This is a genomic window from Micromonospora sp. NPDC049051 (assembly GCF_043197575.1).
Classification (GTDB): Bacteria; Actinomycetota; Actinomycetes; order Mycobacteriales; family Micromonosporaceae; genus Micromonospora.
Genome location: NZ_JBICTL010000003.1, coordinates 540,800 through 554,352 on the forward strand (window position 1 = coordinate 540,800; position 13,553 = coordinate 554,352).

Below are 13,553 nucleotides of genomic sequence, written 5' to 3' on the forward strand. Positions count from 1 at the left end.
CCACGAGGTGAACAGGGCGCACACAGAGCCTATCCCTGCCAGTGCTAGGCAACCGAGGGTTCTGGCTACCTCCTCGGCACCCACGCATGGTGGATATGGGACTGGGCCATGGCAGATACGGCCGCTCCTCAGGAAACCCGACCGAGGAGGAAAACGCCGAATGACGACCGCTGCCGCCCCTTCGACCAAGTCCACTGGTGTGACGCGCCGTGCCGCGTCGTTGGCGCTGCTCGCGCTCAGCGTGGGCGGGTTCGGGATCGGGTTGACCGAGTTCGTCATCGCCGGCCTGCTCACCGAGGTGGCCGACGATCTCGGCGTCACAATCAGCCAGGCCGGGCACCTCGTCGGCGTCTACGCACTCGCGGTTGTGCCGGGCGCGCTCATCATCACCCCGTTCCTCATGCGGCAACCCCCGAAGTACGCGCTCGTTCTGTTGTTGGGGTTCTTCGTCGTCGGCAACATGCTCTCGGCATGGGCGCCGACATACGAGGTGATGCTCGCAGGCCGGATCGTCGCGGCGCTCGCACACGGCGGCTACTTCGGCATCGGCGCCGTGCTCGCCGCCGCGCTCGTACCAACGAGCAAGCGGGCTTCTGCGGTGGCTGCGTTGTTCGCGGGACTGACGATCGCGAACGTGCTCGGCGTGCCGGCCGGCGCGCTCGTCGGGCAACAGCTCGGCTGGCGGACGGTGTTCTGGATCATCAGCGCACTCGGCGTCGTCGCCCTCACCGGGCTCATCGCCCTGGTGCCCAAGACCGACCCCGAGCAGGATCAGCTCCCCGTTGCTCAGCAGTTCCGTGCGCTGGTCCGCCCGCAGGTGCTCGCCTCACTGCTCACCACCGCACTGGTGTTCGGCGGCATGTTCGGGGTGTTCACCTACATTGAGCCGCTGCTGCGCGAGGTCACCGGCTACTCCACCGCCGCGATTCCGTCGCTGCTGGTGGTCTTCGGAGCGGGCCTGTTCGCCGGGAACATCCTCGGCGGGAGAGCCGCCGACAGGAACCCCGACAACGCGGTGCTGGTCCTGTCGATCCTGCTGCCGGTCGTGATCCTGACGCTCGGCGCCGTCGCAGGTATGCCGATCCTCGTGGCGATCCTGCTGTTCCTGCTCGGGCTCGTTGGCTTCGCGACGGTGCCCGGCCTGCAAGCGCGGGTGATGCGCCACGCACAGGGCGCCGCGACACTCGCGTCGGCCACGAACATCGCCGCGTTCAACCTCGGCAACACCATCGGCGTCAGCCTCGCAGGCGCGGCCATCGCCGCCGGATGGGGGCTGCGAAGCCCGACCATCACCGGCGGGGCGCTCACCCTCCTCGGGCTCGCCCTCATCGTGGCCGCCCGCATCGCCGCGCGCCGCAAGACCGCATCCATCCGTCCCTGACTCCCTGAGAAGGAGCCCGCTCATGCATCTCGAACTCGACGGCCGCGTCGTCATCATCACCGGCGCAACCAGCGGCATCGGCCTCGCCACCGCCCACAACCTCGCAGCCGAGGGCGCCACCGTCGTCGCCGTCGCCCGCCGCGAACCCGGCGACGGCGTGCTGCCGGCCTCGGCCGACTTCATCGCCGCCGACCTCACCAGCCCGGAAACCACGGCACGGCTCGTGGCGCAGACTCTTGAACGGCATGGTCGCATCGACGGCCTGGTGAACAACGCCGCCCTGTTCGACACCCGCGACTCGTTCGCCGAGATCGAGGACGAGCTGTGGCGGTCGACGTTCGAGGTCAACCTGTTCGCCGTCGCCCGACTGACCCGTACGGTGATTCCCGCGATGCGGGAGGCCGGTGGCGGCAGCATCGTGCACCTGGGCAGTGAGGCCGCCCGGATGCCCGATCCGACGATGGCGCCCTATGCGGCGTCGAAGGCAGCGATCCTGTCGCTGTCGAAGTCGCTCGCAGCTGAGCTCGGCCCGGTCGGGGTGCGCTCGAACGTCGTCTCGCCCGGCCCCACCCGCACTGCTCTGTTCGATGCGCAGGGCGGCTTCGCCGAACAGCTCGCCGCGCGCTTCGGCACCGATCCCGACACCGCGGTCGATCGGTTCATCCGGGAGGAGCGCCGCCTGCCCACCGGCAGGATCGGCCGCCCCGAGGACGTCGCCGGCGTGATCGCCTACCTGCTCTCGCCGCGGGCCGGACAGGTGACGGGCGCGGAGTGGTCGGTCGATGGCGGCGCGCTGCGCCAGCTCTGAGGAGCAGGATGACCATGACGACTGTCATTGCACCCGAGGCGGCGTTCACCAGTGCGGTCGCCACAGACGGTGCGCGGGTGCCGATCCTGACGCACCGCCCGAGCACGCCGCGGGGATGGCTGGTGTGGGCGCACGGCGGCTCCTGGCAGTATGGTTCCGCCGCGGCCTGGGCGCCGGTCACGGCCGCGCTCACCGCCCGTTCGGGATGGGCGGTCGCGTCGGTGGACTACCGTCCCGCGCCAGAGCACCGCTTTTCGGCCGCCGTGCTCGATATGCTCGCCGCGCTCACCTGGGCTGAGAACCAGACAGAAGGCTTGCCGGTCGTCGTGGGTGGCGATAGCGCCGGCGGTACCGTCGCTGCCATCGCCGTGCTCGCTCGCCGCGACGCCGGTGAGCCGGTGCCGCCGCACCTACTCGCGTATCCGCCGCTCGACCCGGCATGCGACCGCCCCTCCTACGCGGCTGATTCCGGTGCGTTCCCGAGCGCCGCCAGTCTGCGCGTCGCCTGGCAGCTCTGGCTCGGCAGGGCGCCCGATCCGACGTTTCCGCCGGCACCGCTCGCGGCATCGAATCTGGCCGGGCTCGCCCCGGTCGCTCTGGTGGTCGGTGAGGACGATCCGGTGCGCGATGACGTGGCCGCCTACGCGGGCCGGCTCCGTGCCGACGGGGTGCCGGTGATGCACACCGTCGCCGGCGCCGGGCACGCAGAGCTGCTCCGCTCCGGCAGCAACGTGACGGCGGCGGTCGCAGCCGCACTGTCCACTCCGGCGCTCAGCGCTACCCGCAACTGACCTGACCACAACACCGCGACAACGAGAGGAGCCCCCTCATGACCACCATCGATACGACCGTTCCTGCGCCCATGGAGGCGCTGACCCGGCATTTCATCGACCTGCGCGACGGCAACCACTTCGGGCACGTCACCCGTTCCGGCAAGGAGTCGGCCTTCGCCGAGGCCGTTGACCTCCTGGATGCCCCGACGCGGCGGGTGCTGGCAGAGTTCAACGAGCACCTGCTCGCCGGCTCCGGGAAGATCCAGGTCACCGGCCTGCACCGCGACCAGCGCGGCGGACTCATCGCTTCCTGGCTGCTGACCTGGCCCGAGCAGCGGGCCGCGAACCTCGCCCCGATCAGCATCATCGCCACCTACGGAGCCGGGATCCACCACCCGCACCTGCGCGGCGCCACAATCGGGGAATGGCCGCTCAATGTCGCCAAGGCTGAGCACGCCGAGGAGCTGATCCCGGTGCTGCGCACGATCGCGGGCGCGGACATTCACAATCTCGTGTTCCAGGTCGGTGGTGACTGGCGCATCATCCCCGTCCTCCACCCCGCAGGCGAGGAGCTGTGGTCGGCGTGAGGATCTCGATCCTCGACCAGGTGCCCCTCACCGAGCACGCCCCCACGGAGGCGGAGGCCGTCGCGAGCGGCATCCGCTTCGCACAGGAGGCTGAGGAGCTGGGGTATCAGCGGATCTGGTTCGCCGAGCACCACCGCTCGCGCTCGTTCGCGAGCCCGGCCCCGGAGATGATGACCTCCCTCGCCCTTGAACGCACCACCACGACCCGGGTCGGCACTGGCCGCATCCTGCTCCCGCTGTACCCGGCGTCCAAGGTCGCTGAGGTGATGGGAACCCTCGGGCAGGTGCACGGAGATCGCGTGGACACCGGACGGGCGGCGCTGGACGACCAACGCTACGGCGAGAAGACCGCCCAGCTCGTTCGCGAGCGCGGTTCGCCGCACGGACCGGTGGCTGGCAAGCCGCTGGCCGGGTGTGGGTGCTCGGCGCAGGCGGCTCGACCGCGCCGCTGGCCGGCGAGCTCGGCGCGGGATATGCGCACGAGCACTTCTTCCGTACCCCGCGGCGGCGAGGAAGCCACCAACGCCTATCGGCGCGGCCGCGGACGAGGCCGGGCACGCCGCGCACACGATGCTCGCGGTGCGGGTCATCACGGCCCAGACCGAGCAGCGGGCGCAAGCCCAGGGCGATGCGATGCTGCTGTGGCGGGCGTGCAAAGACCTCGGCCAGGACGGGCCGATCCCGTCCGCCGAGACCACGGCCCGTCACGGGTGGAACGATCAGGAGCGCATCCGCGCGAAGGCCCGCGGCAAGGCCATCATCGCCGGCACCCCCGACGAGGTACATGCCGAGCTGACCGCGCTCGCGGCGGCGCACAGGGCTGAGGAAATCATGGTCAACACCCTCACCAGCGATCCCGCAGACCGACTGGCCTCCCACCGGCTGCTCGCCGAACGCTTCGCCGCATAGCCTGCTGCGCACAGTGAAGCGCTCCAAGGAAATTTCCTCGGAGCGCTTCGACGTTTTCAGGCCTGGCGCCAGGACGTTGAGGTCAGCAGCCGCAGGGCGGCGAACGATGCGCTGCCGGGCTCGGCGGTGTGGGTGAGGATGCGCTGCCCGTTGCCCTCGGGCAGGTGCAGCACCTCGTACCCGAGTTCCAGCTCTCCGACCTCGGGATGGCGGAACCGCTTCGACCCGTTCGTGCACAGGCGGACGTCGTGGCCCGCCCAGAGGCGGGCGAACTCGGGGCTGTTCATCGACAGCTCGCCGACCAGCGCGGCGAGGCGGCGATCTTCGGCGAACTGCGCCGCGACATACCGCAGCGAGGCGACGGCAAGGGCGGCCTCGTCGGTCCAGTCGACGTAGAGGTCGCGGGTGTGCTCGTCAAGGAACAGGAGCTTGAGCTGGTTCGGACGATCCTCCACGTCGGAAGGTGCGTCGCAGTCCAGGTGCCCGGCCAGCAACAGATGCCCGGCACGATTCCACGCAAGGATGTCGTTGAACCGGCCCAGCAGCACCGCAGGCACATCGCCCATCGAGTGCAGCAACTGCTCCGCGCCCGGCTTGGCGACCTCCGACTTCGACGCCTGGGGCCGCTTGACCGGGGCCGGATGCGCGAGGGCGTACAGGTGGGCGCGTTCGTCGGCATCCAACTGCAGGGCACGGGCGAGCGCGTCGATGATCGCATCCGAGGCGTTCTGCGACTGCCCCTGCTCCAACCGAGTCAGATACGTGACGGAAACACCGGCGAGCTGCGCGAGCTCTTCACGGCGCAGGCCCGGCACGCGGCGACGGCCGTAGGAGTTGACGCCGGCCTCGTCGGGCGAGATGCGGTCGCGGCGTGAGCGCAGGAACTCGCCCAGCTCGGTGACCGGGCCGTCCGTATCCAGAGACTGTGCTGCCATGGCATCCATTGTCTGCCACTCGTGCGAGCGGAGCCTGACCCTGTGAGTGCTAGGCAACGATAGGCCAGACAAACCGGGGAGCTGGCTACCTCATTCGCGCGGCCCGAGTCTGGGTGGCATGAGCAAAACAGACACCGCACCACCACCACGCACCGCCGCGACCTCGATCCCGGCGGAGCGCTTCACGCCGATCCAGAAGATCGCGATGGCCGTCCTCCTGACGGCGAACTTCACCCTCGCCGTGGACTTCTCGATCCTCAACGTCGCGCTCCCGCACATCGGCACGGAGCTCGGGTTCCCGACCTCCGCGCTGCAGTGGATCGTCACCTCCTTCGCGCTCTGCGCCGCCGGGTTCACACTGTTCTTCGGCCGTGTTGCCGACCTGTTCGGCCGCAAGCGGCTGTTCATGATCGGCATCGTGCTGCTCGGCGGCTCGTCGCTGGCCGGCGGCCTCGCCACCGAGCCCGTGCTGCTCATCGCGGCACGGATCGGGCAGGGCATCGCCACCGCGATGGTCACCCCCGCCGCGCTGTCGCTGATGACGACGATGTTCCCCGAGGGTCCGGCACGCTCCAAGGCGCTCGGACTCAACGGGGCGCTCATGGCGGCCGGGTTCACGGCGGGCGCTGTGCTCGGCGGCCTCCTCACCGGCGCGGTCTCGTGGCGGTGGGCGTTCTTCATCAATGTCGCCGTCGCCGTCGCCGTCATCTTCGTCGCCCCGTTCGTCCTGCGCGAGCCCGCGGCCGGCCAGCGCCCGAAGCTCGACGTGCCCGGCGCGATCACCATCACCCTCGCCCTGGTCGCCCTCGTGTTCGGGATCGACACCGCCGGTCACGCCGGGTGGACCCACCCCGGAACCTGGGGGCCGATCCTGGCCGCCCTGATCCTGTTCGTCGTGTTCTTCACGATCGAGGGTCGCGTCAAGGAACCGCTGGTGGCCCCGGGGCTGCTGAAGCGCCGCAACATCGGCTGGGGCAACACCGCCGGCCTCCTCGCGTTCGGCACCTTCACCTCGCTCGTGTTCCTGCTCACCCTCTACCTCCAGCAGATCCTCGGCTATTCGGCGATCACCGCAGGCCTCATCCTGGGCGTGCTCGGCATCGGCACCGTCATCGGCGGGCTCATCGCGCCGAAGATCATCGGCAAGACCAGCGCCAAGACCGCGATCGTCGCCGGCCTCATCGTGCAGGCCGCAGCGACGGCGCCGCTCGCGTTCGCCGGCGACAGCCGGAACTGGCTGATCCCGATCCTGATCCTCACCTTCATCGGCGGCTTCGCGAACCTCGTGGCGATCGTCGGCTACGTTGTCGCCTCCACCGCAGGCGTCCCCGCCGACAAGCAGGGCCTCGCAACCGGGCTGGTGACGATGAGCCAGCAGGTCGGCATCGCCCTCGGCACCCCGGTGATGTCGGCCATCGCCACCGGCGTCGTCGCAGCCACCCTGCTGCCGGGCCTGCAGCTTGCGATCGGCGTCAACGCCGCCATCGCCATCGGCGCAGCGATCATCCTCGCGATCTTCCTCCGCCTGCCCAAAGCAGCCACGCAGGAAGACGCCGTACCCGCCGCTGAGCAGGCCGAGGTCACCGTATAGACCGGCCGAACCACACATGAGCGTCCTGCGGGCGATGTCGGGGCCTCCCCACACCCGCGGGACGCTCATCCAACCGGCGGGTCACCGCGATGATGGTTGAGCCGCTCAAGGCCCGAACCCGCAGCATTCACCGCCCCATCGGGCCGGCAGCGTACGGCTGCGTGCGGATCATCATCGTGCGCGATGGCACCGCGATCATCTTCTCCGAGTTCGGAGAGCAACCGGTCAGCTTCGGCGATGCGATCCTGCTCGGGCCGTCGGGTCGAGCTCAGACCTCCGGCACGATCACGTCGCCCGCGGGCCTCGGTTCGAGGCCGTAGAGGCCGAGCGGAGCCGTCCACTGGTGCTCGGCCGCCTCGTACAGCCAGCGCGCCTTGGCGAGTTAATCCATGGCGAGCACGATCAGCGCCTGCGCCCGGCCGGGGCTGTCATGGGAGGCGAGGAGCGCCGCGTCCTCGACCAGCGCGACCGTGTTCGCCATCAGGGACTTCCACCACCGCCACGCGAAGTCCGCGGTGATGGTCTCGGGTTCCTTCTCGCGCGCCTTCGCCATGATCCAAGTATCGGCGGAGGCTCGTGCACTGATACGTGAAACGACATCGTGTCGACGGTGATCCAAGCCGCCATCAGGGACGCAGATGATCGATCATCACCCGTTCGACGCGTCGATGAGCCCCTGCAGCGCGTCCCTCGTCGTCGTGAGCTCGGCGATGCGGCGGTCGTACGCCTGAAGGTGCTCCACGAGCAGCGGAACTGCGCACGGTTCGAGGCGGTCGGTGTCGTGGATGCAGTCGAGGAGCTCGCGGATAGCCTCCACGGGCAACCCTGCGCCGAGCAGCCACCGAATGGAGCGGACCTGCTCGACGACGGACGGATCGAACAGGCGCTGGCCGGCGGACGAGCGCTCCGCGGCGATGAGGCCCTGGTTCTCGTAGTGACGCAGCATCCGCGGCGTGGCCGACGTGAGAGCCGCGACATCGCCGATCCGCAGCGCCGTTCCCTGGGTCGCGCCGCTTGCCCCTGCCACTGGTGTCAACTCCTACGGTCGCTTGCATGACCACATCGATCACTCTGTTCAATGGTAGGGCGGCCGAGGCGGCGGACCTCGCGCCACTGGCCTTCGCCGGGTTCGCCCACTTCACCGCGATGCAGGTCCGGAACCATCGTGTGCGGGGGCTGGACCTGCACCTGGCCCGTCTCCGGGACGCCAGCGACGAGCTCTTCGGCCGCCACCTGGCTGACGAGACGATCCTCGAGCAGATGCGCAGCGCTCTGGCGGCCGCTCCCCCGGACGCGTCGCTGACATGCTTCGTCTCCTCGCGGCCGAGAGAGTTCGCCCCCGCTGGGGACGACGTTGACCTCGACGTGCTGGTGAAGGTCACCGATCCCGCGACTGCGCCGTCCGGACCTCTCTCGCTCGACGTCGTCGAGCACGAGCGGCATCTCCCCCGCGTCAAGCACGTCGGCGAGGTGTCCAAGACGCTCCTGCTCAGGCGCGCGAGCGCCCGGGGCTTCGACGACGCCGCGTTCGCCGACCGATCGGGTCGGCTGAGCGAGGCCACCATCTGGAACCTCGCCTTCTGGGACGGAGAGGCCGTTATCTGGCCGTGCGCCGAGGTCCTCCCCGGCGTCACGATGCAGATCCTGACGCGCCGACTCGACGCACTAAGAGTCCCTCAACGGACGCAGGAGGTCAGGCGCGGCGAGCTCGGCGGGCGTCTCGCGGCCGCGGTGATGAACTCATGGACGCCGGGCATCGCGGTCGCGCGACTCGGCGACGAGCCGCTCGTCCAGGACCAGGAATTCCTGCGCATTCTGAATGCTGCCTATGCCGAGGAGCCTGCGGTCGCCCTGTGATCGTTGAGGGCGCAGTGGTGTAACGGCGGTAACCCGCTCGTGACCGCCGGCCACCACGCAGCCCGCACAGGTACTGCCGCGCCCGCCGCCGCGGCTCCGACCGGCGAACCCGAGGCCCGATTCTGTGTGTGCAACCGGTCCAACTCCCCATGCCACCGGGTAACATCGACATCCGTCACAGGCAAACCAACGAACACGAGTCGAACTCGGTTCGCCTACTGCCGTTGCACTACTAGGGTTCGCCCGAACGCTGAACCACCTCGTCGGCCTTATCCGCTTGCACCGTAATCAGCATTGATCCCGATCGCGCCGTCTCGATCCGGGTCGGCAGGCGCTGTTGGCCCTGTCCCATCTGACCAACGGTGGCACCTACACCCGTCTCGCCGCCGGGTTCACAGTCGGTATCGCCACCGCTTGTCGCCACGTGCAGAAAGCGATCGTGCCGCTCGCGACGGTCACTCAGGATCTGGCCACGACGATGCGGCGCATCCGGCAACTGGCGTACGCGATCCTGGACGGCACGCTGATTCAATCGACCGGATCGCCGACCACCGACCAAAGGCCGTAGAACTCCGGCATGTACAAGCGGCACGGCGTGAAGGTGCAGCTGATCGCCGGCGCCGCCGGACGGATCGTGTGGCCTCACCGGCACTGCCCGGCGGAGCGCACCTCACGGCCGCCGTATCCATCATCGACGCACTGAGGTCCCGGTCGCAGGACTGCTCGACCTGCTCACAGGAGGTCGAGGTGCCGATGTTGCGCCTAGAGATCGGACCAGGGCTGCGCATTTGGTCGTCGAAGGGTATGGTCCCTAGGCTTGCCACACAGCTAGACGCGATATGCGATATGAGTGCCGTAGGAGAGGGAATCACGTGATAGTCCTCAAGAACCGGCGCTTTGGCCTGCTGTGGAGCAGCACGCTGCTGTCCAACGTGGGCAACTGGTTGATGATCGTCGCAGTGCCGGTCTACGTCTACACGATGACCGGCTCGACGATGAGCAGCGGCCTCGCCTTCGTCGCCCAAACCCTCCCGGCAATCGCCTTCGCACCGCTGGCGGGAGTGCTGGTCGACCGGTGGGACCGCCGCCTCATCATGATCAGCGCAGACCTGCTACGGATGGTCATCGTCCTGGCGCTGATCTTGGTAAATGACCCGAGCATGCTCTGGCTGCTCTACGGGGCCATGTTCTGCGAAAGCGCCATCGGACACTTCTTCCAGCCTGCCGCCCGAGCGGTCGTCCCGGCCATTGTCGGCCGAGGCACCGATCTGGAGGCGGCGAATTCCTGGACCACCGTCGCGAGCGGGATCGTGCGTCTCGCCGGGGCACCCCTCGGCGGCGCACTGTACGCGCTGGTCGGCTTCGACGGGCTGGTGCTGATAGACTCAGCAACCTACCTAGTCTCGGCAATGCTGATCTTCGGGATCGGCCGAGTGCCGGTCGAAATGCGTGATGAGCACAAGCCGTCATCATCCTGGCTCGCCGGTTTCTGGTTGGAGGTTCGGGAGGGCTTAGCTTTTCTCCTTGGCCATCCGGTGCTACGCGCCACGCTCGTCGTATCCAGCCTCTTCCTTTTGGCCAACGCAGCCCTGAACGTTTTGCTCGTGCCCTATGTGATCAGCGTCCTCGGCGGTAACGCCAGCGACGTCGGTGTGCTCATGGCAGCGCTCGGCGGCGGGTTTCTGGCTAGTGCGTACGTAGGAAATGTACTTTCCCGCAGCGGGCGGCTACGACTATCTATGACAGGCTGCTTACTCGCGATCACTGTCAGCTTCGCCGGACTATTCCTCATCCACCACTTCCTCGCCGCGCTGATTTTCATCGCCCTAGCCGGTTTGCCCGGCGGTTCCCTGCTGATGCTGGTACAGGTACAGGTACAGCGACAGACGCCCGACCATCAGCTCGGCCGCGTGAGTTCGGCGTTCTCGGCGGCAGAGATGGCCGCGACAGTGGCCGGTGGTGCGATCGGCAGCGTGGCCGGCCAGCACCTGCCACTAACTCTGACGGTCTGGCTGGTCATTGCAGTCCTCGCAGTCAGCGCGTTGGCTGCAGCTCTTCTGCTGCCGTCTCGGGTGGTGCCCCAAACAAATGTGCCGGCGGCCGAGCCATCTGCGGTGGTGGGCGAAGGCACATCCTGACGCAGCCATTACTGCCCGTCTGCCGGGTTGCGGTCGGCGGTGGACGGGCTCGGGGAGATAGCGCCTCATTGCGTCAGCCATCGCCATTGGGTCATCGCTCCGGTGCGTTGGGGAAGGGCCTCGTAGTCACAAACAAGCCGTTGGTGCTGCGTCAGCCAGCCGAAGGTCCGTTCCCACGACCCACCGTCGAGGCTGGACGTGGACCGCGCTCAACGTCTACACCGAACCAAGCGCCGTGCGCTCGCACAAGTGTGCTGCACTCACCATCGACCCACGCCCTTGACCAAGTCGGGTGGTCTGCGGCCACGCTGGTGAACAGGTGCCGGCCCTCGGTGCAGTCTTGCACCGACGCGGTGACGATCACCGCGAGACGCAGTCCCATGTGTCGGTGGCGACGTGCCGCTTGCATCCCTTGATCTTCTCCGCCGCGTCGACGTCCTGGCTGGACTCGCCGACATTGCTGGAGGTTCACAGATCCGTTACGTGATCCCGCCTGCTTCCCACTTGGCGTAGTAGTCGTACACAGTCTTCGCCGGCGGAAAAACATACGGCAGGTACTCCCACGCGATCCCCGTTCTGGTCACGTACAGGATCGCGTTGACGATCTCCGCAGTTCATGCACCGGCAGTCTGATCCCCAAGCCCACCCGCGCCGCCCGCCATCCGATGAGGACGGGCTCGATCAACGCCCTACCGCTCATCCGACAAGTCCGAAGATACCCACGCCGCTGTACGCCCACGCGACGATCAACGAACCAACTCCACAACGGTCGAACGTGAGTCAGCCACCATGCGGATTAGATGCGCTTTCTAGCGCTCCAGACGCATCAACTGCCGCACCGCTGCACCGACCTGAGAGATCAGGGCAGTAGCCACTAGCTCGGGTACGCCACCGGCCCTCGACCGTCTGAGCCCGCTCCAGAATCCGTTCGCCCTCGTCCGCGACTTCGTCGATCGCCGTGGTAGCGGCCCTGAGAACAGGCCTCTCTAAGGTTATCAGTCTTGTCCGCAAGGCGTTGAAGACATCAGTGGCCTTTGGTCCTGCTGGATACAATCGAGATCGACGCACGCCTACACCTGACAACTCTGCCGAGAACCTGACCAGATGCGAGACGTCCTCTAGAGTGTTTCCGGGGACGACACGCCGTTTACCGGGCGTTCGCCATCGGGACGACCGTCGACATCGATCAGCCGGCCGCCAAAGATTTTCCCGGGCTGGCGTACCTCACTGCAGATGACGAGGACCAACACATGAACCTGATTGAAAGCGGACCCGTCACCTTCGGGCAGCTCTCATTCTTGCGGTCGATTGAGCCGATCCCTATGGAGCGGCACGCGGAGGCCAACCAGTTAGTTGTCCTTCCGCTACCGGCCAATGTCGGAGCGACCGCCGCAGTTGACGCCTGGAATCAACTCGTTCTCCGCAACGAAACTCTGCGGACGACCTATGAGATCGGCTCGCGCGACCCGGTGCAGCACGTGCATGTCCACCGCGCTGCCCAAGTCTCGACATTGAAACTTGAGGCCGCCACGTTCGAGGCGGCGTTGGAGGCGGTGCGACCATTCCTTGCAGAGCCGATTTCGATTTGGGCGGGGTCCCCATGGCGCGCATTCCTGGGCGCCGTCGACGGGGTCTACCGATACCTGATAGCCATCGTCCACCACTGCGCCGCCGACCACACGGCCTGCCTCTTACTCGAAGAGCAATTCCGGCAACTACTTACAGGGACCGAGTTGCCACCCCCGGCCCGCCCGCTAGATCTAGCGCGCAGGCAGCGTGCGGCGCAGGCCCGAAACCTCGACGTAATCAACTACTGGGCGCACGCCTGGGGTGGCATGGTCGACGAGGACCGTCGTGGGCCCGACCCGACCAGACGCACGCAGGCGGCGATTTCCTCCAGGTCCGCCATGTCGGCGGTTCGCAGGATCGCCGAGCGACTCAATGTGTCGGCAGCGTCCGTCGTTCTGGCCGCCACCTACCTCGCCCTGTTCGAGGTCAAACAGCGATCGGCCGTCACGCTGGCGCTGATGTCCTCGAACCGTTTTGACCGCCGCTGGGAGTCGATGGTGAGCTGCATGAACCAGATCGCACCGCTGACCGTTCATCGCGACCCCAACATGGCCACTGCAGATTTTGTTCGAGCCGTCGCCTCGTCTAGCACCGAGGCGTACATGCGCGGCAGTTATAGCGTGGACGCGCTCCGGGACCACCTGACGGAACTCGGCGTACCAAACCCCGATCCAATCACTTTCGACTGCTTTTTCAACTTTGTCGGCACTGGTGAGGCCATCCCGCCGGACGACTCGGTTCTCGCTACCAGCGTGGAGTGGCAGCCTGCGGCACGGGAGACCGGACCCCGTCTCAACATCCGCGTTGGTACCGGCGAAGCGCTTGCAGTCTCCGTGCGTGCCAGCCAGGACTACCTCGCGCCGGACTTAGTTGGGCAGTTGGCGGTCTCGATCGAGGCCGCTTTGATCAGCCTTGCGGACGAGCAGCTGACGACAGCCAAAATGCTAAGTTTCGCTGCGCTCCGCGACGTTCCGCCGCGACCGTAGAGGTGAGCAGACAGAGGAC

The 13,553-nt window shown here is 67.5% G+C and carries 14 protein-coding genes and 2 pseudogenes; 12 read left to right on the plus strand and 4 right to left on the minus strand.

The window, feature by feature from the left end; all coding sequences use genetic code 11:
- Positions 1 to 160 precede the first annotated feature (160 nt).
- From ACGFIR_RS14600 to ACGFIR_RS14625, 6 genes and pseudogenes are all read left to right on the plus strand, one after another.
- Complete coding sequence (locus tag ACGFIR_RS14600) at positions 161 to 1,381, plus strand: MFS transporter (protein ID WP_393003089.1); 1,221 nt, start codon at positions 161 to 163, stop codon at positions 1,379 to 1,381.
- Between the two features lie 22 nt (positions 1,382 to 1,403).
- On the plus strand, positions 1,404 to 2,189 hold the full coding sequence (locus ACGFIR_RS14605; protein ID WP_393003091.1) for an SDR family NAD(P)-dependent oxidoreductase: 786 nt from the start codon (positions 1,404 to 1,406) through the stop codon (positions 2,187 to 2,189).
- Between the two features lie 8 nt (positions 2,190 to 2,197).
- On the plus strand, positions 2,198 to 2,980 hold the full coding sequence (locus ACGFIR_RS14610; RefSeq protein ID WP_393003093.1) for an alpha/beta hydrolase fold domain-containing protein: 783 nt from the start codon (positions 2,198 to 2,200) through the stop codon (positions 2,978 to 2,980).
- A gap of 38 nt (positions 2,981 to 3,018) precedes the next feature.
- Positions 3,019 to 3,549, plus strand: a complete 531-nt coding sequence (locus tag ACGFIR_RS14615; RefSeq protein WP_393003095.1) for a hypothetical protein — start codon at positions 3,019 to 3,021, stop codon at positions 3,547 to 3,549.
- A gap of 20 nt (positions 3,550 to 3,569) precedes the next feature.
- A pseudogene (locus ACGFIR_RS14620) lies at positions 3,570 to 3,800 on the plus strand (LLM class flavin-dependent oxidoreductase); the annotation flags it as partial.
- A gap of 328 nt (positions 3,801 to 4,128) precedes the next feature.
- Positions 4,129 to 4,458, plus strand: a complete 330-nt coding sequence (locus ACGFIR_RS14625; protein ID WP_393145848.1) for a hypothetical protein — start codon at positions 4,129 to 4,131, stop codon at positions 4,456 to 4,458.
- A gap of 56 nt (positions 4,459 to 4,514) precedes the next feature.
- Here the strand turns inward: ACGFIR_RS14625 and ACGFIR_RS14630 are convergent, their stop codons facing one another.
- Positions 4,515 to 5,393, minus strand: coding sequence for a helix-turn-helix transcriptional regulator (locus ACGFIR_RS14630; protein WP_393145282.1), 879 nt, complete (start codon positions 5,391 to 5,393; stop codon positions 4,515 to 4,517).
- Positions 5,394 to 5,511: 118 nt separating this feature from the next.
- Between ACGFIR_RS14630 and ACGFIR_RS14635 the strand changes: the two genes are divergently transcribed.
- Both ACGFIR_RS14635 and ACGFIR_RS14640 read left to right on the plus strand, forming a co-directional pair.
- Entirely contained in the window at positions 5,512 to 6,984 is a 1,473-nt protein-coding gene (locus ACGFIR_RS14635; RefSeq protein ID WP_393145284.1) for an MFS transporter, read from the plus strand.
- Between the two features lie 161 nt (positions 6,985 to 7,145).
- Positions 7,146 to 7,304 (plus strand): hypothetical protein, encoded by a 159-nt coding sequence (locus tag ACGFIR_RS14640; RefSeq protein ID WP_393145286.1) that lies wholly within the window; start codon positions 7,146 to 7,148, stop codon positions 7,302 to 7,304.
- A 62-nt stretch (positions 7,305 to 7,366) separates the two neighbouring features.
- Here ACGFIR_RS14640 and ACGFIR_RS14645 read toward each other — a convergent pair whose 3' ends face one another.
- Together ACGFIR_RS14645 and ACGFIR_RS14650 are read right to left on the minus strand one after the other, a co-directional pair.
- On the minus strand, positions 7,367 to 7,537 hold the full coding sequence (locus tag ACGFIR_RS14645; protein ID WP_393145288.1) for a hypothetical protein: 171 nt from the start codon (positions 7,535 to 7,537) through the stop codon (positions 7,367 to 7,369).
- A gap of 96 nt (positions 7,538 to 7,633) precedes the next feature.
- Positions 7,634 to 8,011 (minus strand): MerR family transcriptional regulator, encoded by a 378-nt coding sequence (locus ACGFIR_RS14650; protein WP_393003105.1) that lies wholly within the window; start codon positions 8,009 to 8,011, stop codon positions 7,634 to 7,636.
- 26 nt (positions 8,012 to 8,037) lie between these two features.
- Between ACGFIR_RS14650 and ACGFIR_RS14655 the strand changes: the two genes are divergently transcribed.
- The 3 genes and pseudogenes from ACGFIR_RS14655 to ACGFIR_RS14665 all read left to right on the plus strand — a co-directional run bounded on the left by ACGFIR_RS14655 (position 8,038) and on the right by ACGFIR_RS14665 (position 10,979).
- A complete protein-coding gene (locus tag ACGFIR_RS14655; protein ID WP_393145290.1) occupies positions 8,038 to 8,841 on the plus strand; it encodes an aminotransferase class IV family protein in 804 nt (267 codons plus the stop codon).
- 250 nt (positions 8,842 to 9,091) lie between these two features.
- Positions 9,092 to 9,543: pseudogene (locus tag ACGFIR_RS14660) on the plus strand (IS5/IS1182 family transposase); the annotation flags it as partial.
- Positions 9,544 to 9,713: 170 nt separating this feature from the next.
- On the plus strand, positions 9,714 to 10,979 hold the full coding sequence (locus ACGFIR_RS14665; RefSeq protein WP_393145292.1) for an MFS transporter: 1,266 nt from the start codon (positions 9,714 to 9,716) through the stop codon (positions 10,977 to 10,979).
- 479 nt (positions 10,980 to 11,458) lie between these two features.
- On the opposite strand, the gene ACGFIR_RS14670 is transcribed toward ACGFIR_RS14665, so the two are convergent.
- Positions 11,459 to 11,563 carry a transposase gene (locus ACGFIR_RS14670; protein ID WP_393145294.1) on the minus strand — a complete coding sequence of 35 codons (105 nt, stop codon included), beginning with the start codon at positions 11,561 to 11,563 and terminating at the stop codon, positions 11,459 to 11,461.
- A gap of 666 nt (positions 11,564 to 12,229) precedes the next feature.
- On the opposite strand from ACGFIR_RS14670, the gene ACGFIR_RS14675 reads away from it, so the two are divergent.
- Positions 12,230 to 13,534 (plus strand): condensation domain-containing protein, encoded by a 1,305-nt coding sequence (locus tag ACGFIR_RS14675; RefSeq protein ID WP_393145296.1) that lies wholly within the window; start codon positions 12,230 to 12,232, stop codon positions 13,532 to 13,534.
- The last annotated feature ends 19 nt before the right edge of the window (positions 13,535 to 13,553 follow it).

Excerpts from the sequence above, each read along its gene's own strand:
- ACGFIR_RS14600 (WP_393003089.1), top strand. The coding sequence starts at position 161 with ATGACGACCGCTGCCGCCCCTTCGACCAAGTCCACTGGTGTGACGCGC.
- ACGFIR_RS14605 (WP_393003091.1), top strand. The coding sequence starts at position 1,404 with ATGCATCTCGAACTCGACGGCCGCGTCGTCATCATCACCGGCGCAACC.
- ACGFIR_RS14610 (WP_393003093.1), top strand. The coding sequence starts at position 2,198 with ATGACCATGACGACTGTCATTGCACCCGAGGCGGCGTTCACCAGTGCG.
- ACGFIR_RS14615 (WP_393003095.1), top strand. The coding sequence starts at position 3,019 with ATGACCACCATCGATACGACCGTTCCTGCGCCCATGGAGGCGCTGACC.
- ACGFIR_RS14630 (WP_393145282.1), bottom strand. The coding sequence starts at position 5,393 with ATGGCAGCACAGTCTCTGGATACGGACGGCCCGGTCACCGAGCTGGGC.
- ACGFIR_RS14635 (WP_393145284.1), top strand. The coding sequence starts at position 5,512 with ATGAGCAAAACAGACACCGCACCACCACCACGCACCGCCGCGACCTCG.
- ACGFIR_RS14645 (WP_393145288.1), bottom strand. The coding sequence starts at position 7,537 with ATGGCGAAGGCGCGCGAGAAGGAACCCGAGACCATCACCGCGGACTTC.
- ACGFIR_RS14655 (WP_393145290.1), top strand. The coding sequence starts at position 8,038 with ATGACCACATCGATCACTCTGTTCAATGGTAGGGCGGCCGAGGCGGCG.
- ACGFIR_RS14675 (WP_393145296.1), top strand. The coding sequence starts at position 12,230 with ATGAACCTGATTGAAAGCGGACCCGTCACCTTCGGGCAGCTCTCATTC.